This is a genomic window from Desulfomonilaceae bacterium (assembly GCA_041662605.1).
In the GTDB taxonomy this organism is placed as follows: Bacteria; Desulfobacterota; Desulfomonilia; order Desulfomonilales; family Desulfomonilaceae; genus CAJBEZ01.
This window is the reverse complement of sequence record JBAZSD010000003.1, coordinates 215,052-235,343: the sequence shown is the minus strand read 5'-3', so window position 1 is coordinate 235,343 and position 20,292 is coordinate 215,052. Positions and strand designations below refer to the sequence as shown.

25 protein-coding genes are annotated in these 20,292 nt (G+C 46.4%); 11 read left to right on the top strand and 14 right to left on the bottom strand.

Annotated features, from left to right (window positions below; genetic code table 11):
* Positions 1-11 precede the first annotated feature (11 nt).
* Positions 12-368 (top strand): hypothetical protein, encoded by a 357-nt coding sequence (locus WC647_03980; GenBank protein ID MFA6221451.1) that lies wholly within the window; start codon positions 12-14, stop codon positions 366-368.
* A 12-nt stretch (positions 369-380) separates the two neighbouring features.
* Positions 381-860 (top strand): protein-export chaperone SecB, encoded by a 480-nt coding sequence (locus WC647_03975; GenBank protein ID MFA6221450.1) that lies wholly within the window; start codon positions 381-383, stop codon positions 858-860.
* 84 nt (positions 861-944) lie between these two features.
* On the opposite strand, the gene WC647_03970 is transcribed toward WC647_03975, so the two are convergent.
* From WC647_03970 to WC647_03935, 8 genes are all read right to left on the bottom strand, one after another.
* Positions 945-1,142 carry a hypothetical protein gene (locus WC647_03970; GenBank protein MFA6221449.1) on the bottom strand — a complete coding sequence of 66 codons (198 nt, stop codon included), beginning with the start codon at positions 1,140-1,142 and terminating at the stop codon, positions 945-947.
* A 7-nt stretch (positions 1,143-1,149) separates the two neighbouring features.
* Positions 1,150-1,356, bottom strand: a complete 207-nt coding sequence (locus tag WC647_03965; GenBank protein ID MFA6221448.1) for a hypothetical protein — start codon at positions 1,354-1,356, stop codon at positions 1,150-1,152.
* A gap of 55 nt (positions 1,357-1,411) precedes the next feature.
* Positions 1,412-1,885 carry a hypothetical protein gene (locus WC647_03960; GenBank protein MFA6221447.1) on the bottom strand — a complete coding sequence of 158 codons (474 nt, stop codon included), beginning with the start codon at positions 1,883-1,885 and terminating at the stop codon, positions 1,412-1,414.
* 47 nt (positions 1,886-1,932) lie between these two features.
* On the bottom strand, positions 1,933-2,265 hold the full coding sequence (locus tag WC647_03955) for a hypothetical protein (GenBank protein ID MFA6221446.1): 333 nt from the start codon (positions 2,263-2,265) through the stop codon (positions 1,933-1,935).
* Complete coding sequence (locus WC647_03950) at positions 2,262-2,699, bottom strand: hypothetical protein (protein ID MFA6221445.1); 438 nt, start codon at positions 2,697-2,699, stop codon at positions 2,262-2,264. The genes WC647_03955 and WC647_03950 overlap by 4 nt, the downstream gene beginning before the upstream one ends.
* Positions 2,689-3,024, bottom strand: a complete 336-nt coding sequence (locus WC647_03945; protein ID MFA6221444.1) for a hypothetical protein — start codon at positions 3,022-3,024, stop codon at positions 2,689-2,691. Before WC647_03945 ends, WC647_03950 begins: the two co-directional genes overlap by 11 nt.
* A 109-nt stretch (positions 3,025-3,133) precedes the next feature.
* Entirely contained in the window at positions 3,134-3,292 is a 159-nt protein-coding gene (locus WC647_03940; GenBank protein MFA6221443.1) for a hypothetical protein, read from the bottom strand.
* Positions 3,289-3,990, bottom strand: a complete 702-nt coding sequence (locus WC647_03935) for a recombinase family protein (protein ID MFA6221442.1) — start codon at positions 3,988-3,990, stop codon at positions 3,289-3,291. The genes WC647_03940 and WC647_03935 overlap by 4 nt, the downstream gene beginning before the upstream one ends.
* 1,036 nt (positions 3,991-5,026) lie before the next feature.
* Between WC647_03935 and WC647_03930 the strand changes: the two genes are divergently transcribed.
* On the top strand, positions 5,027-6,364 hold the full coding sequence (locus WC647_03930; GenBank protein MFA6221441.1) for a DUF262 domain-containing protein: 1,338 nt from the start codon (positions 5,027-5,029) through the stop codon (positions 6,362-6,364).
* A gap of 373 nt (positions 6,365-6,737) precedes the next feature.
* On the opposite strand, the gene WC647_03925 is transcribed toward WC647_03930, so the two are convergent.
* Positions 6,738-7,139 (bottom strand): transposase, encoded by a 402-nt coding sequence (locus WC647_03925; GenBank protein ID MFA6221440.1) that lies wholly within the window; start codon positions 7,137-7,139, stop codon positions 6,738-6,740.
* A 214-nt stretch (positions 7,140-7,353) separates the two neighbouring features.
* Entirely contained in the window at positions 7,354-7,608 is a 255-nt protein-coding gene (locus WC647_03920; protein MFA6221439.1) for a hypothetical protein, read from the bottom strand.
* Between the two features lie 634 nt (positions 7,609-8,242).
* Between WC647_03920 and WC647_03915 the strand changes: the two genes are divergently transcribed.
* From WC647_03915 to WC647_03905, 3 genes are all read left to right on the top strand, one after another.
* Entirely contained in the window at positions 8,243-9,040 is a 798-nt protein-coding gene (locus WC647_03915; GenBank protein MFA6221438.1) for an ATP-binding cassette domain-containing protein, read from the top strand.
* A complete protein-coding gene (locus WC647_03910; protein MFA6221437.1) occupies positions 9,037-9,783 on the top strand; it encodes an ABC transporter permease in 747 nt (248 codons plus the stop codon). Before WC647_03915 ends, WC647_03910 begins: the two co-directional genes overlap by 4 nt.
* A gap of 142 nt (positions 9,784-9,925) precedes the next feature.
* A complete protein-coding gene (locus tag WC647_03905; GenBank protein MFA6221436.1) occupies positions 9,926-10,210 on the top strand; it encodes a DUF6868 family protein in 285 nt (94 codons plus the stop codon).
* A gap of 13 nt (positions 10,211-10,223) precedes the next feature.
* On the opposite strand, the gene WC647_03900 is transcribed toward WC647_03905, so the two are convergent.
* The 3 genes from WC647_03900 to WC647_03890 all read right to left on the bottom strand — a co-directional run bounded on the left by WC647_03900 (position 10,224) and on the right by WC647_03890 (position 14,108).
* Positions 10,224-11,333: an alkene reductase gene (locus WC647_03900; protein ID MFA6221435.1), complete on the bottom strand. Its 1,110-nt coding sequence runs from the start codon at positions 11,331-11,333 to the stop codon at positions 10,224-10,226.
* A gap of 439 nt (positions 11,334-11,772) precedes the next feature.
* Positions 11,773-13,230, bottom strand: a complete 1,458-nt coding sequence (locus WC647_03895) for a 4-hydroxyphenylacetate 3-hydroxylase N-terminal domain-containing protein (GenBank protein MFA6221434.1) — start codon at positions 13,228-13,230, stop codon at positions 11,773-11,775.
* 71 nt (positions 13,231-13,301) lie between these two features.
* A complete protein-coding gene (locus WC647_03890; GenBank protein ID MFA6221433.1) occupies positions 13,302-14,108 on the bottom strand; it encodes a ComF family protein in 807 nt (268 codons plus the stop codon).
* 184 nt (positions 14,109-14,292) lie between these two features.
* Between WC647_03890 and WC647_03885 the strand changes: the two genes are divergently transcribed.
* A complete protein-coding gene (locus WC647_03885) occupies positions 14,293-15,087 on the top strand; it encodes an SAM-dependent chlorinase/fluorinase (GenBank protein ID MFA6221432.1) in 795 nt (264 codons plus the stop codon).
* A gap of 59 nt (positions 15,088-15,146) precedes the next feature.
* On the opposite strand, the gene WC647_03880 is transcribed toward WC647_03885, so the two are convergent.
* Positions 15,147-15,998, bottom strand: a complete 852-nt coding sequence (locus WC647_03880; protein ID MFA6221431.1) for an amidohydrolase family protein — start codon at positions 15,996-15,998, stop codon at positions 15,147-15,149.
* Positions 15,999-16,147: 149 nt separating this feature from the next.
* On the opposite strand from WC647_03880, the gene dnaJ reads away from it, so the two are divergent.
* The 4 genes from dnaJ (at position 16,148) to WC647_03860 (ending at position 20,259) form a co-directional block, all read left to right on the top strand.
* Complete coding sequence (dnaJ, locus tag WC647_03875; GenBank protein MFA6221430.1) at positions 16,148-17,305, top strand: molecular chaperone DnaJ; 1,158 nt, start codon at positions 16,148-16,150, stop codon at positions 17,303-17,305.
* 93 nt (positions 17,306-17,398) lie between these two features.
* Positions 17,399-17,704 carry a chaperone modulator CbpM gene (locus tag WC647_03870; GenBank protein ID MFA6221429.1) on the top strand — a complete coding sequence of 102 codons (306 nt, stop codon included), beginning with the start codon at positions 17,399-17,401 and terminating at the stop codon, positions 17,702-17,704.
* A 66-nt stretch (positions 17,705-17,770) separates the two neighbouring features.
* Complete coding sequence (locus WC647_03865; GenBank protein ID MFA6221428.1) at positions 17,771-19,441, top strand: tetratricopeptide repeat protein; 1,671 nt, start codon at positions 17,771-17,773, stop codon at positions 19,439-19,441.
* Positions 19,438-20,259: an HAD-IIA family hydrolase gene (locus WC647_03860; protein ID MFA6221427.1), complete on the top strand. Its 822-nt coding sequence runs from the start codon at positions 19,438-19,440 to the stop codon at positions 20,257-20,259. Before WC647_03865 ends, WC647_03860 begins: the two co-directional genes overlap by 4 nt.
* Positions 20,260-20,292 lie beyond the last annotated feature (33 nt).

The window sequence follows — 20,292 nt, the reverse complement described above, 5'->3', positions numbered from 1 at the left end:
GGAGTAACGATATGAGTAATCTGGACCCTGAATGGGAAAAAAACGTAAGAGACTATATCAACAACATGAACGAAGATGAGTTTCAACGCTTCCTAGACAGAACTAAATTTGAATTCTATAATAGTATTGAAGACCCAGTTTTTGATTACCTCGATATCGAGGATGAATCATTAGATGAATCCTCAGCGTGGCTTTTGGTCTCAGCGGCTGACTCGACGGAGAATGTCCCTATTTCTACACGGCTTATTACTTTCGACGACGCAAAATTCTATGGCCGTGTTGACGAGATTCCTTCAGTTGTGGTTTGCTCTGATGTCAGGAAACTTATCACCGAAGATGGCCAAATTCAGTATAAACTTGCCGCTTAAATGTGGATAAAAATGAAATCCAAGACCTCACAAAACAGTGCAAAATTTAAGTCTCACCCCATTCAACTAATCAAATTTGGGGTAAGAGAACTCTTTATACAATCCAATATACCGCCAGACGTCAATGTCACGGCAGATCCAGATAGTTGCGACATAAGAACCTCTAGCTCACCATATGATAGCAAAACAAAAAGGATCATGGTCTCAATAGGTCTTAAATTGGGAGTCGAGAAAGACAAATCAGAGGTTCCTTATACCATGAGGATCGAGCTGATAGGGATCTTCGAAGTTGATGAATCTCGATTTTCTCCTGAGCACGTTCCTGATTGGGCAAAGAAGGGGGCTCCTTTGATTTTATTTCCGTATCTTAGAGAGCACGCGTTTGGTCTTTCCTCTAGGTGCGGATTCAAACCTTTGTTGCTCCCTCTTTTAGAAGTCCCGACGTTTAAAATTGAGGAGAAGCCAAAGAGAAAGAAAGCACAGCCGAAATAAGATATCTCCTCTCGCGCGATTTGAGAGATTTTATCCCGAAGCGATGTAAACCACGTTGAATCCATTATCTTCGCTGTGTCGGCGCTAGGGACGTCCTAGCCAGCCGGTTTCTATCACTGGAACATCCCGTGAACAATGAGAGCAAACACTAGCCGCCTTGGGAATCTTCGCCTTGCAAAACGGACATTCCCGGTGCATGTAATCCTTCCAGATAGCGTATGCGATATTGATAACGATCAGGAAGACAACAACATAATAGAAGCAATCTAGTGTGCTAATCATGGCCTCCTTATAACCCGAACTGAACTCGGGCCTTTTGGACGGACCCGCTGAATATCTCGAATTGGTCCCGGGCCCGGACAACGCTCAATCGTCCGTCGCCCTGGTAACTCGGATTTTTGAGAATCTTCCGAACATCCGAAAATGTCTTCGCAGACAACTTTGAATAGTTTTCGGCGTGCTGTATTTCCACCACATAGCCCTGAATATTACTCAAATCTCACCCTCCACAAGTATAAGTAAAACTTATAATACCCAAAAAACGGGGTGAGTCAAACCGTGTCGTTCTCGGCCATAGCCCGTAACAGCTTTATCAAGCGTTTGTAGTGCAGCGATGGTAGCCCGCCTTCCATGGTGGACGATTTATAATCGTTTATGATAACGTCCAAAACCTCCTCCCAGGTGTTATGAACCAGTCCCCACGAACCATTGGCAATGTCAGGATGAAAGCTGAAAGCGCCTTCTGGGATCATCGTCAAAAACACTCCCTCGCCGTCTATAAGCAGATCCAGATATTGAACGAACTGCGGTGGCGTCTTGGCGTGATCGAATACCCAATCCAGGCCCACGGATCGGCCCAATGATTCCAGCTTCCCGCCATAATGCTCCTGCATGTGCGGCGTAGCGTGGAACATGATGAAAAAGTCGGTTAGCGCATACAATTCCTTGTACCGCTCGAATATCTCAATATTGGCGGGATCGTTCCAAAAATCCTCTCGCATCTCTATGAACTCTGAAAACTGCATCTTCTCCTCCTGATCCAAACAAACCAAACAGCCTTATTTAAGCCAGATCAAGCATTGTCGCTTGGTTTTTTCGCCCGTGCGGCCCCATCTCGTATACAGCGCCGCTCAATTTCCTCGGCAATAACATTAGCCGACTCAAAGCAAGCGCGGGTTAGAGGCGACATCTCAGGGTTTGGTTCCTTGTTGTGAGACAGACAATAGGTAATATCGTGGGCGGCTTTCATGCCATCTTCAAATTCATCCTCACTGAAAGGCAGGTCTAGGATTAACTGGTGATCCCGGCTCGGGAATTGAAGCTTATAGGTATTTTTTTTGTAGTCGTCCTTGTCTGTCGTTATGCTGATGTTTACCGAAAATGGTCTGTTTTCACTGTTGCTCATTTTGACTCTCCTTTTTTTGTGGGCCTTCCGACCCGTTTTTTCTTTGATACCTTCTCAGCGGCTCCAGCGGCGATCTCTTGCAGCCTCAGGACCAATTCGGGGTGTTCATCACGAAGATCGTCTCGCATCTGCTCAATCCACTCCCGCATGGCCCGGTGATATTGATTTTGAGATTCCAATTTCAACTTCGATGCCTCTGTGGAGGCCCGAGACAGCCCAGAAACGGCGATCGATAATTTATGGACGTCAGATACATTCTCGCATTCGATCCGGTCAGGATCAATCCGGCGAATCAACGAATCTAATACACCCTGAAGCTGTTCCACGGTCTCATCCATGCGCTCCTGGGCCGCTGTCCTAAAGACACCCGAACCTAAACGTATTTGAAGCGATTTGAGGCGCTCTTCAACCTTAGGATCAAATTTATTCCTCATTCTGTTTTCCTTCCCACGACAACTGAGGCCGACCATAGAATCTCCACAAAACCACGTCGAGGGTCCGGCTTATGTTCCCGCCGTAGTCCCGCTTCGCGTGTTCAAACAGCATATCGGCCAGGTTTTTGTCCACTCGGACCCGCAAATCAAACTTCGCTCCCTGTAATGCCTTCGATTTAACCTTGCGAGGCGCGATTTCCGGCTCATCTATCCCATAATCCGTGGCCGTTTTTTCGGTGACCAGCTTCAACATTTCGGCCATGCAGGCGTTAACCTCCTGCCGGAATCTGTCCAGCTCCTCATGTGTCACAAATTTTTCGGTCATATAGCCTCCAAACGGCCGAATTTTACAGGCCGAAATTACAAGGTTGTCGAAGATTCTGCCCCGTTGCCAGACCCCCTGGAGGGGCTAATTCGGCTTTAGGGGGTCCGGCCTACTCACCCGAAGCCATCGAGTCAATTTGCTTTTGCAATGCCTCTTGTCGATCCGTTGAGTCTTTCCGAATGTCCGTCACGAGATCCTTGAATCTTGGATCTTTCGACAAAGAAACAAGCTGCTCCTGGAAGCTCATACTCTTAATAGATTTTCTCATGCGGCCCTTAACACTCTCCAAATTTGAGTTGCCGCTATCCTTTTGTTGCATCGGTTTAATAACCCCTCTTGATATAGTGTTTGCTCGATTGATCGCAGCGAATAACCATCTGCGTTCAGCTCTTGGATGCGCTTAATAACGCCCTGTTCATGGCTGTTTATAACAAGTTTGTCGCCCTTAAATCGGTAACCATAAGGAGCGTGGCGGCTGATCCTCTGTCCCAGGTCACGCTTACGGGCCAGGGCGAACTTTGTGTTGAGACTGATTCGCCTTCTCTCAAACCGACCCATCATGGCTCGCATGGTGAACATGGCCTCTTGATTCGGATCACTCAGATCAACCTCTCCGCCTTCGGTTACCAGATGTAGACCAACATGTTTCTTTGCCAGCATCTTTCCTATTCTAAGGGAATCCTCTGTGTCACGGCTGAGGCGATCCAGTTTAACCACCAACAAATGATTGATGCGTCTCTTGTTTGCCATTTCCAAGATGTTTTGAAGGATTGGCCGATGTTCAGTGTCTTTCCCAGAGATGCTCTCGATTCCGGTATGAACAACCTCATAACCGTTATCTTTGGCATACTGCTCACACCGGGCCACCTGGGCGTCAAGACTAATGCCGTGTTTCTTTTGCTCATCGGTGGAAACCCTGGCATATATTGCGGCTTTTTTCATCGCTATAACCTCACGCGACAACATTGTCTGGCTCTATCGCGATTATAGAGCCATTAGTTTCTTTGTCAAGATAATAATATCGCGCATGTCGCGCTTGTTTTGTTAACCAAGGGAAGGGTTGGTAACATTTTAAAACCAGTGCTGGCGCTTGTTTGATAGCAAAAACAGCCGAAACACAATATCGGATTGGAAGAAAGAAGAGCGTACGAGCGTTTTTGAGGTTTGAGCGAAAAGTGTTCTTTTTCCCCGATGTAACGTTTCGTTGATTTTAATCAGGCCAAGAAATAAAGACAGTAAGACAGTAGGGTAGATTCTACTGTCTAGGATAACATATTGAAATCAGCTTATAAAGACAGTAAGACAGTAAAGACAGTAATATATATACTATATGATTTTGATACAGTATCTTTTATATCTTAGGAAGGGTTTTGGTTGTGTGCAAACCGTGTGCAAACGGTAAATGGTAAAAAATAACACCAATGATATTAACATGTTATAAGCCATGCACAGGGTTCAAATCCCGTTTCCCGCTCCACTAACTAGTTAATATCATTAGAAGTAGAGGCCCAAAATTAGTTGTGCATCTCTTGTGCAAATTGGGCCTCGAATTTACTTTAACCTTTATTCGTAATTTAAAATCAAAAGTCGCGTTGACATTTAAATCAATTTAGAATTTGACCGAGAGGGGGAAGGTTACAACTGCAATACTTTTGTATTCAGGTTGGACGCGTTCGATTGGATCGACTAATACTCTTGTTCATTGGATCAATCACAACTGGATCGACATAATATCACTGGATGTAGCCGCGCCGGGGCCGAGCGGCATAATCACAGTGTGCGTGTGTGCAGTGAGCGAAGCGTAAACGAAAAATGGCCAACTTGGTTTGGGAACAAAGTGCTGGCCGGGATGAACAGATTATCCGTTTTCCATTAAAAAGTTGATTTGTTGGATTCAGCATATTAGAAATGGTGATATGCTACCCTTTTAAGTTCCGTTTGACTCTCTCGCGATGATATTTTTGAGTAATTTTAAACACCGTTAAAAATGAGGGCGTAATCTATGGATGACACTTTTGATGAAGCACAGGATGATTTAGTGCACCTTGAAGGTGATGATGAAGGCGATTTGGTAATTGAGTCAAAAACGCAAACTGTGGCGTTGGAAAAATTCGATAGGAGCCTGTTCGAGTTAAACCGACGTTATGAAAAGGGGCGGCTTATAATAAGTCCCGAATGGCAAAGGGGATATGTTTGGGATCATAAACGAGCCTCACTCCTAATTGAATCATTCTTGATCGATCTGCCTGTGCCAGTGATTTACTTGGCTACTAATGATGAGGGGAAACACGAGGTCATAGATGGACTTCAGCGCCTAAAAACAGTTTTTAGGTTTTTTGCCAATGAATTTGAACTATCGAAACTTGAACTTCTAAAAGGCCTCAATAACAAAAAGTTTAAAGATTTAGACGTTGAGACTCAAGACAAACTTGAAAACTCCACACTACGCACTTTTGAATTAGACCAATCGGTTCCCAAAGAGTTGATGTTTGTTATTTTCAAACGTCTAAATACGGGGGGCGTGGCGCTGAATGAAACAGAAATTCGTAATTGTATTTTTCCTGGTAGCCTCAACGACTTGATAAAAGAACTCGCTTTGGATCCTGATTTTCGTGCTTGTGCCGGCCAAAAGGGACTTGAGAAACGGATGCAAGATAGAGCTTTAGTTATGAGATTTTTGGCCTTTTATCAATACACTCACAACCATGCAAAAAAGGGGCTCAAACAATTTATTAACCAATTTTTAAAAAAATACCAGCATGCTGACGACGCAGACATCAAGGAATACCGACAAGTTTTTAAAAAATGTATGCAGGTATGTCTCACTGTGTTCGGAAATAAGGGATTTCGCCTTAGAACTCGCCCAGATAACAGAAAAGCAGGCGACTGGGTTAGTGTCATAAACGCCAGTATATTTTCAGCTGTCGCCACATCCTTTGCACACTATGACCGCGGGGCACTTACACGGGCTAGTGATTCGATATACGAAGCTTATGTTGACCTTATTAGCTCCGACGAAACTTGGGTTGATGCCGTTTCAACATCCACTGGTGATTATCGACGAATTCAGTATGCGTTCAATACTTGGGCAAATCGCTTAAAGTCCATAATGGACTCCACACCACCAAATGACTCTACCCGACTGTTTAGTAGGGCGCTGAAAGCGCAACTTTTTGATCAGGACTCAACTTGCAGCATTTGCGGCCAAGCAATTAATTTGATAGATGATGCAGTACTTGACCACGTGCAACAATATTGGCAAGGAGGACAAACTGTTCCTGACAATGCTAGACTAGCTCATCGCCACTGCAACTTGGAAAGGCCCAGGAAATTTGAATGAATTACATTGGTTCCCGTTGTCGGAACTTGGATGACACTTAACCGACCATATTTTTGTGCTCAATTACATACAACGAATGTCACAAGGGGTGCGTGTGGACTCGGCGGTCACCTGGCTCAGGGAATATGTTTTTACTTCGTCGAACATTATATTCGCTTCGATATGGCTGTTCGTGGGGTCAATTTTAACGTTCATTTTCAATCAAGGCCTAGCATACTTACGATTCCCCAAAATTCAGTTTACCCCTTATAAGAATAGACAAAAATTGTCGAATTGGAAAAAAGAGCGCACCACAATTAGAAGGTACGCTCAACAGCGGAGAAATATATATGTGTCAAAATGCGCTCATGCCCATGTAATACCAATTCGCCACTTAATTTATCACTTTCAGGTATTCAAAGTCGGTCATTGAGCGAAGTCTTTCCGGGTCTTGTTGTAGCTGGAGCAACCCTTCGCAAAGGGCCCGCTCTACTGCGTCAAGAGATCGAAAGGCCTTGTTTGGAAGATGCTTTTCTCTCAATTCGTCCCAAACATGCTCTACCGGATTTATCTCAGGGCTGTGTGAAGGTTGATATATCAGCCTTATATTCTCAGGGATTTTGAGATTGCCCGATCTATGCCAACCCGCGCCATCTACCAGCATGATGAAGAAATAGTCTTTGAAGTCCCCTAATACTTCTTCCAGGAATAAATTCATCATCTCTGTATTTGCATAGGGAAGCATCAGGGATGTTATTTTCCCGAGCGCCATGCACTCTGCCGCATAGACGTAAATGAATGTCCTTACAATTTGTCTGCAGCCTTTGGGGCCCAGCAGGCCCGAAGATCGCTTGTCCTACCAAATCTTCTCTCGTCTTGAGTCATTATCACAGATGGCCTTGTGTCGGTCGGATCTCTTTCGTCCAAGACCTCAACTACTAATTTGGAGAAGTTTTTTTTAAAATCCTCCTGGATCTGCTCCTTGGATTGTGGATGAACCGAACGAGGCGTTACCTTCCGCCAACCGTTCCTGTCAAGCATCCTGTAAACCGTAGAATGATGAACCTCATGGCCCAAATAATCTTCCAATGCATCTTTATTCGACCCGCTACGCAGATCTGACCTGCGCCGGCCTGATCAAGAAACGTCGCAAGGAATTCCGCCTCTTCCGTTTTACTCAAATAACAGCGTCGTCGTTTGCTCTCTTTGGAGCCATCCACAGCTTCTGGACCGCACCTGTTATAGCTCGAAACGACATTATGCACTGTAGATACGACACGCCTGTGTGTAGGGCGATCTGGTTTGCTGTGCGAGGATCAATAAAAGCATTCCATACTATCATTAAGGCGCGGAAAGAGCAGACACAGCACCGATATTTGGTGTTTTGCAAGCCCGTTAACAACTATTGTCCCGCAACGCAAACGCATGGACAATTGGGGGGCTACTCACTTTAGATTTCAGCACGCCTTTGTAATTGAATCATTTGGCTAATAGTAGAAGCATAAAACTCGCTTCTCAGCCTGCTAGACCATTTCATGAGACTCTCCCACACCGGAGGGTTTTTTATTTCGACTGTTCCAGACATTCCCTGTGGAGAAAAGGTCTTCCCATCACCCGACTGGAACTGAACCATTATAAAATCCTGTCACCGCAAACTATTTTCAAAACCTCCACACAGATCCGCACGTGACTACCCAACACACACCGACATCAATCAGGTCAGGGAGGCCGAGGCAGGGTTTATCGAAACCTCCAACAATTATTGGCGACTGGAAAGGCTGGGATTCATGAGCCCTGCGGAATACGACATCATCAATTGACAAGACAATCAGCTTGAGGCTTAAGTAATGTCCAAGAAATCGGGTGCGGCCCAAACGGGCAAAAAGCGTATCAAAACATATGACTGAAATGATCGAAGTACACGACCTTGTCAAGAAGTTTGGGACCTTCTGCGCTGTAGACCAGGTTTCATTCAAGGTTTCGGCCGGCGAGATATTTGGCTTTCTCGGTCCAAATGGAGCTGGGAAGACAACGATAATCAACATGCTCACCACTATTTTGAAACCTACCAGTGGGTCCATTCTCGTGGATGGACACGACCCTGTACGGGATCAACGTCAAGTCCGGAGTTCTATTGGTATAGTATTCCAAGACCCGACTTTGGATGGCGACATGACAGCTTTGGAAAATCTGCAGTTGCATGGTGTGCTTTACGGGGTTTCCGCAGAGGATAGAAAGGATAGGACGGAAAAACTTCTCAGGCTCGTCCAGCTTTGGGATCGCAGGAAGGATTTTGTAAAGAATTTTTCGGGAGGAATGAAGCGCAGGCTAGAAATCGCTCGCGCTCTGTTACATGAACCGAAGGTAATTTTTCTCGATGAACCTACTCTCGGTCTCGATCCTCAAACTAGAAACCTTATCTGGAATTATATCCGAACCTTGAACAAAGAGAAAAACGTCACTGTATTTTTTACAACTCACTATATGGATGAAGCTGATCGTGTCGCGGATGAAATAGCAATAATAGATCAAGGCAAAATAATCGCGTATGGAGCGCCTGACACCTTAAAAGAGCTGACTCATTCCGAATCACTTGAGGACGCTTTCATATTATTGACAGGTTATGCGATTCGCCCTGAGGCGGCTTCTGCGTCTGATCGGATGAGGACGTTTCGAAAAGTTTGGGGACGAAGATGAATGTAGTCTACATCCTTTGTTTGAGGCAATTGAAGCGTTATTTTCGCGCACGAGCCAGAATAATTGGGTCGCTCGGACAGCCGCTTCTTTTCTTGCTGGCTATTGGGTTTGGCTTTGGACCAACCTTTCAAAAGGCCGGTGGCGGTAATTACATTCAGTTTCTAGCCCCAGGAATCATTTTGATGGGAATACTATTCACAGGAGTATTTTCAGGAATTGAAATCATATGGGACCGGCAGTTCGGCTTTCTTAAGGAGACGCTGGTAGCGCCTGTATCCCGGTTTCAGATTGTGCTGGGGCGAACTCTGGGCGGCGCAACCGTAGCCATTATTCAGGGTTTGATCGTCACAGCAATTTGTCTGGCAGCGGGATTCCATATTGAGAACCTTGCGCTTTTCCCGATTGCGCTGCTTTTTATGTTCCTCTGCGCCATAATGGTCACAGCGCTGGGCACAGCCATTGGATCTGTCCTTGAGGACATGCAGGCTTTTCCGCTAATTATGAATTTTATCGTGATGCCGCTCTTTTTTTTCTCCGGCGCTCTTTTTCCTGTCGATGGCTTGCCAAGACCTTTACAAATAGCCATTCGTCTCGATCCGCTGACTTACGGAGTAGATGGCTTGAGAGGGGCATTGGGCGAAGTGTCACGATTCGGAATTGGAATGGATCTTCTGATACTCGGAATTCTTACTGTAATTTTGCTCGCTATTGGGAGTTATCTATTCTCCAGGATACAACTTTAATTGGCTGAAACAGGGATAAGGATGTCTTTTACTCCCGTAGCGCTTAAACACCCAAGAAATACTTTTGCAAACGGCTCGAAGGATAGATTTCTGTTTTGATAAACGCTACGCTTCATTATACGAAACTGGGAGGAGGTCAGTCATGCCTATAGCTGAACGTGATGATCCGCTGGAAAGTCTGTCAGCTTTCTTTGGCGCCTGTTTCCTCATGACTTTCGCCTTTACGCTTTTCTGGTTCTTTTCCTATTTGGTCGGGGGAGACTGGGGTTACAAGATGACCTCAAAATGGTTCGAAGTGAGTAGGCATGACTATGATTTGATGAGCTACTGCGGAATAGCTTTTATCAAGATCTGCAATATTCTGTTTTTCCTTTTCCCCTATCTCTCGATCCGACTGCTTTTGAGAAGGAACAAAATGAACAGGTAATATTGGATAAGCTCTATCGGGAATTCTTGTACTTGGGGAAATCCGTATACCCAACAGCGTCAAACGAATACCAGACCTTCATATCTGCCGGCGGATTCAACGGCCAGCCATTCACGAAACGTTCCACAAGGTCGGGATTGCTGAGAAAAGGTCGTCCAAAGGCGATCAGATCCGCATGTCCGTTGTGAATCGCAGCTTCCGCTGTTTCTTGCGTGTAACCGCAGTTCCCCATGATCGGTCCCTTGTATACGTCCCGGAATTCCGCCAGCTTCATGGGCTCACCCAATTTATGGAACCCAAACGCCAGGCCGTCTACCACATGAAGGTATCCGAGGTTATACCGGGCAAGTTGTCTCGCAACATACAGAAAAGTCTCACGATAATCCGGTGAGCCCATGTCATTGAAACTGCCGTTCGGCGCCAGATGCACTCCGACTCGATTGGATGGCCAGACAGTCAGAGTCGCGTTCAAGATTTCATCCAAAAATCGGTAGCGGTTTTCAATGCTGCCGCCATAGCGGTCTGTTCGATGATTGGTCTTGGATTGCAAGAACTGATCAATGAGGTATCCATTGGCCGAGTGCAATTCCACCCCGTCAAACCCCGCTGCCTTCGCGCGCTCGGCTGCTCGTCGATAGTCCTCCACAATGGCCGGTATCTCATCCGTTTCCAGCGCTCTAGGTGTTTCATACGGCTGCTTGCCATTAGGCGTGTGACTATAGTCATCATTAATCTTGATGGCCGAGGGCGCTACCGGAAGTTCCCCGTTCTCGTGAAAAGCTTTGTGGGAAGCCCGTCCGCAATGCCAAAGCTGGAGAAACATAGGTGTTCCCTTGCTGTGAACCACATCCACCACTTGCTTCCAGGCTTCGGCCTGCTCGTCCGAATAGATTCCCGGACTGTTTAGCCAGCCAATACCCTGTTTCGACACAACCGTGGCCTCGCTAATGATCAGCCCAGCGGAGCTTCTTTGAGCATAGTACTCTGCCATCAACGCATTGGGCAGTCGCTGCTCGCCAGCCCGTGACCGGGTCAGAGGCGACATCACTACCCTGTTTTTTAATTTGAGCCCACGTAAATCAAATGGTGTGAACAGTGCGCCACTATTTATACCTTTACTCATGTTTGTCCCCATCCTCCGTGATGATGCGGCGGTCCTGCTATTTCGGGCGTCTTGATGACAGCGGGGTTCAATGGATTACTCCCCGAATACCCGACGAGGGCAAAACCGTCTTCAGGTTGCTGAAAAACTGTGCTTTATCCTGTCCCTGAACATATTAACCGCAGGTGTCACAGTCAAGGACCAGAGCGAACCTATCGCAGCGAGGGTTGGGAGTGTGGAACGGTGAAAAAAACTGTTTGAGCTAATATCGTTTATCGGATGCTGCACAGAAGGTGTTGAATCAATGAGACCACAATTGAAACAAACTGGAGGCGTCCCTGTGAACATATCGCACAAAGCTGTTTTTCATCTTGATTTGGATCAAAAAGACAGACTTACTCTGAGTTAACTCTTTTAAATTGCTGTCATCATTTAAATTTCTTAACGTAATGGCGCTGTATTAATCGCCCTTCAAATTAAGGAGTTTCTTGACCAGTGTCTTTTCGTGATCAAAATTCGCAATCCTTTGGATCATGATTTTCTGAGCCATCACAGGTCCAGCCCCGTGCCACGTGCCAACTCCGTGTTGTCCGGCAGTCCAGTGCTGGAGCAATTTGTGAGCCTTGAGAATGTCTTCCGTTGGCTGATCCGACCCAAAGCTAAAAAACTCCTCGACGTATTGCTTTGTTGCAGGATTGTTGAGTTCTTTCAGGGATGGCATGGTAACAATCAATCCACCGCCTATGTCACCAGCTAGCGCCATTACACGCCAAAAGGCGTTACAGATGTTCAATTTTGAGACGTTGCCCATTAGTTCATCCGGGAGAAACACACCAGACCCCACCGGATCTTCAGCCCCCAGTCGTGCGGCAGCTAAACCACAGGCCCGTCCGGTTTCACGCAGCACCACCATTTCTGTCAATTCTTCATTTATGTGAGGAACTTCTACAAGGCCCTTATACTCCTGGATAAGCCTGCATGCGCCGATGATTTGATTCATGAACCCTACTTTACATGTGCCTCCGCAAGTCATACGATGGGTACGAGCAAACCGGGTAACTATCTTCGCTGAATATTCTGTTTCCCCACAGTGGAATACACGGTCCCATGGTACAAAAACGTTGTCGAAGACCACCATGGCAGTTTCTCTCTGGCCAAACACCGGATTGCCAAGTTCATGAATATCGTCGGCCAACTCTCTCTCAGCAGAGTAGGGCGAATACTGACAAACATAAGTGATGCCTTCAGCGTCGGTTGGCACAGCGAAAGCCACAGCATAATCAACCTCATTTTTATCTCTGGCTCCCTGGGGCAGCACTACTAATTCATCACACGCGTAAGCTCCGCTAATGTTGATTTTTGCGCCTCTTACAACAATACCGTCCGAATTTTTATCAACAACTTTGAGGGCCAGGTAGGGGTCAGGCCAATCAATGGCCCTTTTCATTCTATGGCCGCGAGGTTCGGTCAACGCCCCGGCCACTGCCAGGTCTTCCGTCTGAACCATCTTTAGGTAGTCAATGAACCTGGAATAATACTGGGATCCTAGATCGCGATCCATTTCCCAGGTGGTAGAGGCCAAAGCGTGGAACGCGTCATATCCTGCGCATCTGTAAATGCACGTGCCGAGGTTTTCGGCTGTAAAAGTTCCCGCCTGGGCTTTGGCCGTCAAATCCTCTACGCTCGAGCTTACATGGGTGTAGCGGTTAATAGTGGCATGTGTCAGCGGTGAATAACACGTCATTATGCCGGCGCTCTCTGGATCCAAAGCCCATCTGTAGATCGCCTTATTCGATTCCACCACGGTTCTTGTGTTTGGGTTCTCGAGAATATTCTCAACTTTTTTACCGTTCATAAATACTTTGGGATGTCGGCCCTGAACACGGGCTTCGAACTCTTCGGGGGTTTTTAGAGCCATGTGTAATGTCTCCTGGCGCAGGCTGAAAAGCCTGAAAAAATTATTGTTGATGGAAATTGAATGTCAGATATCTACAAACCTCTTTCAAGTTTAAGAGCATCGATACCTGATGATTGAGCCCCATTCACTTCTGACCTGGTTCTCAGAGCGAGTACCAGAACGGCTATGTAAGCCGCTCCGGCTTTTCTCACAGCCTTTGCGGCTTCGGAGACCGTAGCCCCGGTAGTTGAGACATCATCGATTATCAAAACGCGTTTACCGGAGATTTTCTCGGGCTTGGAAACCATAAAGGCATTCTTGAGATTCAATATTCTTTTAGAACGCGGCAAACCCACCTGGGGTTTAGTATGCTTCCTCTTGATCAGGCTTGTCCTTTCAATTGGTATTCCTGTCGCATTGGAAAGTTTTTGGGAGAGCGTTATTACCTGGTTGAATCCTCTTTCTATCAGGCGTTTTCTATGAACAGGAATAGGGAGAATCACATCAATACTTTCATCAGCGTAATGTCTGTTAAAAGCCTCTATGAGGCACTCGGCAATTGGTCGAACATTGAAAAGAGAAGCATGAAATTTGAATTTGGTAATGGCCGAACGGATATCATTCTCATAATAAACACCATATCGGGCTCTGTCATAAGCCGGCGCCCTTGATATGCAAGAACCACAAAATAACTCATCGGAACAATGGTCAAACTTCGAAAGAGGAAGTCCACAGATCTCGCAGAAAGGCATTAGAATTGATCTGATAGAACTTCTACATTTGGAACAAATTACAGATCCTTTTGTATCATTCAAGGAACCGCAAAAATAGCAGACCTCAGGAAATAATACACAGGAAAGGGAGTCGATAACTCTGGAAAAAACATTCTGTCTATTCATCTGGTTATCGGGACCGTTGCCCAACTATCTTGAGCCTTCTCGTCACTCGAGATACCGCAGCCTTGGCGGACAATAAGTAAATCAGTTGGTTCAACCAGTGTCAATAAATTGCTCGGTATTTTTGAGCAGAATTCTGTTAAGACGTTGTTCAAAGGATCACGAAAATCTGTATCCGAGGCGCGACATGAAGAATATCATAACACTAACCACGGATTTCGGGACTCGAGACGGATTTGTGGCTCAAATGAAAGGTGTCATTCTTGGAATTAACGGTGATGTCCTGATTGTTGACACCACTCACGACATAGAACCGTTTGCGCCATTCGAGGCGGCCCTCGTACTTAACGGATTTTATCGCAGTTTTCCTTCCAGCTCCATTCACGTGGTTGTAGTAGACCCCGGAGTTGGATCGGCAAGGCGCGCAATTGCCGTAAAAAGTCAGGAGGAGTTTTTTGTCGGACCTGACAATGGGGTGTTTTCCTTTATATATTCAAACGACGCTTCATGTGAAATTCGTGAGATCGAAAACCCGGATTTCGTAGCTGTTTGTCCTCATCCCACCTTTCATGGAAGAGACATTTTTGCTCCATTAGCTGCCCATCTTTCCCAAGGAGTAAGATTTAATGAAATTGGAGGCGTGATTTCAGATCCTGAACGTTTTGATCTGCCTCCAGTTATGAAAATGGAACGGGGCATTGAAGGGAAGGTCATTCACATCGACCGATTCGGGAATCTATCGGTGAACATCCACACTGAAATGTTGGAAAGGCCCGTGAGCGAGATAATTTTGGGATCTCTGAAAATAGGGGCACTTAGTCGAACCTTCAATGAAGTTCCAGACTATGAGCCTGTCGCGCTGATCAACAGCTTCGGGCTGCTCGAAATTGCCATAAATAAGGCATCGGCCGCTGACAGTTTAGGCATGGGAGTGGGAGCCCGAGTGAGAGTAACCTGGCAGGACGAGACTAGTTCACTATAATCTTTAAGAGTGTAATGTTCTCAAGCGGAAATTCGAGCGTATTGAGAATCGTTCCCCTGTTATCGAATCAATCGCCGGTTCAATATTTTCATAAAGTTTTCTCCCATTATTTTCGCTCTTAGATTTTCTTCGACGCCCGCTTCGTCCATTTGCTTCCGGTATCTTCCAAGGCCCAAAAGTGGAAAATCGGTTCCCAACAGGACATTATCTTCCCCAAGAGCATGAACCGCAGCCGGGAATATTCTGTAGTCATAGATAAATGGGGCAGCAGCCGAATCAACATAAACGCGTTTCATCGTGGGAGCTATTTCCGGCATCATAGAATAAACAAAAAAACCGGCGCCGAAATGGGCTAAAATAAGATCCACATCAGGAGATGCCTTGATAGTTTTGAACAGAGCCCGAATATCGACTGAAATCTTTCCAGGGTAGTTGTGCCCAACCGGTTCATTTACATGTATCATCACGGGAACTTGCCGATAGGCGGCCATGACCAGACAAGGTTTCAGCGCCTCGAAATCGGAGAGGCTCCACCCCCAATTATACATAGCAAGTTCGCCAATCCCTGCAAAACCGCCTGCTAAAGTTCGTTCACTCTCCCTGAAAGTCGAATCGCTGTGAATCAGGGAAAAGGTGGCGAACGGGATTACTCTGTCAGGATAGCGTTCGTGGAAATCCCAAATCTCGTCGTTATTCCGTTTGGCGATGTCGTAGTCTTCCCATGGGAACCCGAAAACGACAGCCTTGTCTATTCCTGAATCATCCAAATAGCGCAGGATATCATTTGTTGAAGCTATCTTGGCTTTAGATGAAGAGTATAATGAGGCAAAGGCCTTATCCTTCTTGATAAGCTCGCCCCTGTCTTCTTTAGCAAGCTTAGGTAATAAATGGGTATGGCAATCTATGATCATAATTTCTTTAACTTGATTTAGACCCGTTTACTGACGATACTAGGACTTGAATCCATTTTTGGCAAGCCGAATTACCTGTCTCCGCTTGACAAAATAACGTCTGTAATTAATTATTTTGAAGTTATTCTTAACCAACAGGAAAAATCAAAATGGCGGGTAAAGACTATTACTCGATATTAGGCGTAAAAAAGGACGCTGCGGCGTCAGAGATAAAGAAAGCTTACCGAAAGCTGGCGCGAAAATATCATCCAGACGTTAATCCAGGCGACAAACAAGCTGAGGAAACATTCAAATCCATATCCGAAGCTTATGACGCATTGTCTGACCCGGAAAAGAGGAAGATCTATGACGAATTCGGAGAAGATGGCTTGAGGAGTGGTTTCGATCCTGAGCAGGCCAGACAATATAAGCAATGGAATGAACAGTCCGCCCGCAGTCATGGCAGGCGAGGCTTTTCAGGATTTGGTCAGGGCGCTTCGTTTGATCCTAGTGGTTTTAAATATTCAGGTTTTGAAGATGTTTTCTCCGACTTGTTTGGAGGGGCTTCCCAGGCGCCGAAAGGCCCTACACGAGGGCAGGACATTGAGTCCGAGCTTGAACTTAATTTCAATACAGCAATAAACGGTGGTTCAACCAGGGTTAGCCTTCAAACCTCAAAAGCATGCCCGAAATGTTCGGGAAGCGGTAGGATCAGCGCCGCCGGCGATGGTGTTTGTAAAACCTGTAACGGGACTGGACAGGTAAATGTGGCCCAGGGGCCGCTGAATTTTAGCAGACCTTGCCCGGATTGCGGAGGTTCCGGTCGGGCAGGAGAGATTTGCCCGGACTGTGGAGGAGCTGGAGTCAAACCCTCTGTGGAGACAATTGATGTGACTATCCCTCCAGGGGTAAAGGATGGATCAAAGATACGACTAGTCGGCAAAGGGGCTCCCGGCAGAAACGGAGGGCCCGCAGGAGATCTATACATAATAACACGTGTAGCGTCTCATCCGTTTTATAAGAGGGATGGCGATTCGCTAAGAGTAGAAATTCCGGTCACTGTAGGCGAAGCGATGAATGGCGCTGAAATTCCGGTATACACTCCAACCGGAGTGGTTCAACTCAAGATTCCTAAGGGGACACGCTCCGGGCAGCGTTTTCGGCTCAAGGGAAAAGGGGCTCCTAATTTAAAAACCAAGGTTCCCGGAGATCTTTACGTAACCATTCGTGTGCAAGTCCCTGAAACTGACGATGAAGAAGCGCTAAGCGCCTCAAAAACCCTGGATCGTTTTTACAAGGGCGACATTCGCCAATCCATAAGGCTGTAGGAATCAGGCTCTAGCCAAGCGACTCCAAGACCAAAGGGGCCTCTCAGGCTACTTCAAGGACTGGCCATCATGTAGGGAGTTAGAAACCAAATCATGGACAACTATTATCGTCGCGAACAGGTGTTGGAAATATTTGACCTTCAAGAGAGTTTCCTGGATGAACTGGAAAGTGAGGATCTGATAAGATGTTCTATTCTGGATCGCCCAGAAGACAAGGTTTATCCAGTGGACCAAGTTGAGCGGATCAGGATAATTTGTAATCTGACTCACGATCTTGAAGTGAATCTTCCGGGAGTTGAAGTCATCCTTCAAATGAGGGAAAATATGATAGTGATGCGCCGTCAGTTTGACCAGATTCTCGATGCGTTAGTTAAGGAGATTAAGCTCAAATTACCCTAACATGTCATTCTGGACTTATAATTAGGCTGCTTCGATGACAATCCTTGCCATGACCACAAGAACAACATGATAACCTCCCTCTTCATTACGAACTGTCTCAAGACATTTTTTCAAAGCTCTTTTGAGCGTCAAAGCGTGCGCTGCATGTTGGCGCTGATTTTTTTGTGGGCCTCTCTTAACGGCCTACTTGTCGCAAGATCCTTTGCCGCCGATTCATCGACGGGAATATTAAAAACCGTGATAGAAACTAAAGACCCATCAAAAAAAATGGAGCTGCTTGATGAGGCGCTTCAAACAGAGGGTTTAACCGGAAAAACAATGGCGTCTCTATATTTTCAAAGGGCGCTGGCTCTCAAGGAATTGAAAGATTACTTCAGGGCCTTAGAGGACCTGGACGCGGCAATTAGTCAATTCAAGCGCATGCCTGGAATTATGCTTGAGAAAGCCGAATGTCTGATAATGGTAGATCAATTAGATCAGGCTTCCCTGGCGTTGGAGAATTTCCTGCTCACAAGACCCGGGACGGCGCGAGCTTACACTCTCAAAGGGATAATTTATGAAAAGGAAGGGTCTCTGTTAAAAGCGGAAGATGAGTACACCAGAGCCCTACGTTATGATCCCGAATATGCCCCAGCAATAAAAGAGAGAGCCAACGTATATTTGAAAGAGGGTAAACCGCGAAAAGCCTTGGATGATTTTGACACGCTCGTTAAACTATACCCTGATAATTCGGATGCTCTGATCGCCAGGGCTGGGGTCCATTGTAAACTGAGTGAGTTCCCGGCCTCGTTGGCTGATTATGCCAAAGCCGACACCCTCAGACCCAATGATCACTGGATTAGAAGGGAAAGAGTCCTGATCTATATAAAATTAGGCAAGCCGCAAAAAGCGCTGGAAATCCTATCGCGCTATCAAGGCAGATCCGATGACGTCGAGTCGCTGGTCTTGACTGCTCGCTCTTACATTCTTTCGAGAGATTTTAAGAAAGCTGAGGCGATTTTAGATCAGGTCGAGATTGGATGGCCGAATAACGCTGAGGGCAAACTGCTCCATGGAGTCATCAATAGTAGAAGATCAGAATTCGATAAGGCTTTGGCCGGCCTTAACTCTGCTCTCGAACTTGATCCCAAGCTAGTGGAGGCCTACAAAGAAAGGGCCAAAGTGTTTGTTGCGTTAAACGAGCCTGTGAGAGCCGTCAATGATCTGACATCGGCCGCTGAGGTAGACCCCGCTGATGGCGAAATCTTTGCTTTGAGAGGAGAAACCCAGTATCTACGGAAAATGTACGACGCAGCGAAAAGCGATTTTTCAAGAGCCGTAGAAACATTGGGTAACGACCCAAGGATCCTTTATGATCGCTCACTGGTTCAATTGAAGAAAGAAGATTTTCACGGCGCCCTCCAGGATCTTGATTTGGTCTGTCGACTCAGGCCGGATTCTGGAAGAGCTTTAAGCATGCGCGGGGTCACTAGATTTTTCTTGGGAGACCATGAACTTGCCATTTCAGATCTGGAGAAGTCATGCGCGTTGGATTCTAAGGACCCGCTTGTGCTTAATAACCGTGGATTTTTTTATCTGAAATTGGGGAACTATCCTGCGGCTAAATCCGACTTTGAAAAGGTTCTTACAATTGACCCCTCTTTCGAGGACGCAAGACAAAACCTGAAGCTTGTTGAATCCAGAGAGCGTCAAGACACATTGTCGGCTCAGGGCGCCGACTCAACGTGGGGCCAATGAAGTATCGGGCATTGCTGGTCGATCTTGACGGCACGATAAACTTGGGAAACGTTTTGATACCTGGGGCCGATAGGGTTTACAGAGACTTATCTGATCTTGGAATTAGATGGCTGTTCCTGTCAAATGGCGCCACCGCCTTGGCGGCAGACTTGGCCCTGAAAATTTCCAAACTGGGCCTCCCCGTTTCTGAAGATCAGGTTATAAATTCAGCGTCCGCTCTTTTAAGAGAGGTCCAAAGGAATTTCTTGGGCGCCAAAATCATGGTGGTAGGTCACGAGCGACTGAAGCAAGGCTTGGTCGCGTCAGGAGCGGTCATCTCGGGAGATCCTTCGGCTGCCGATATAGTCGTCGTGGCGCTTGACACCCAGTTTACTTATGAGAAAATGAAACTGGCTTATAGGGCTATCCAAAGAGGGGCTCTGTTCTGGGCGACAAATCTTGATCCGACCTATCCTGAGTCTGATGGCTTCAGCCCTGGGGCGGGCAGTGTCGTGGCGGCAATTGCTACTGCAGTGGAAAAAGCGCCGGACAGGATTTTTGGTAAACCTTATCCTGGCATGGCCGAAATAGCGCTGGAGAAACTGGGGTTAGATGAATCCGATTGTCTTGTGGTTGGAGACCGAATGGACACGGATATTCGATTTGCAAAGAATTCGGGCATGCGCTCCGCTCTGGTATTAACCGGCGCTACGTCTTTAGAGGACCTGCCGAAATATTCGTTTTCTCCCGACCATGTTCTGGAAAGCGTTTCGGATCTTAGGTCTTTAATGTGTCTGAATGACTCTTGTGGCGAGCGAGCTAGCAATTCAGAATCTTGAATCAACCATTTTCCTAAGTAGAGAGGAGAACGG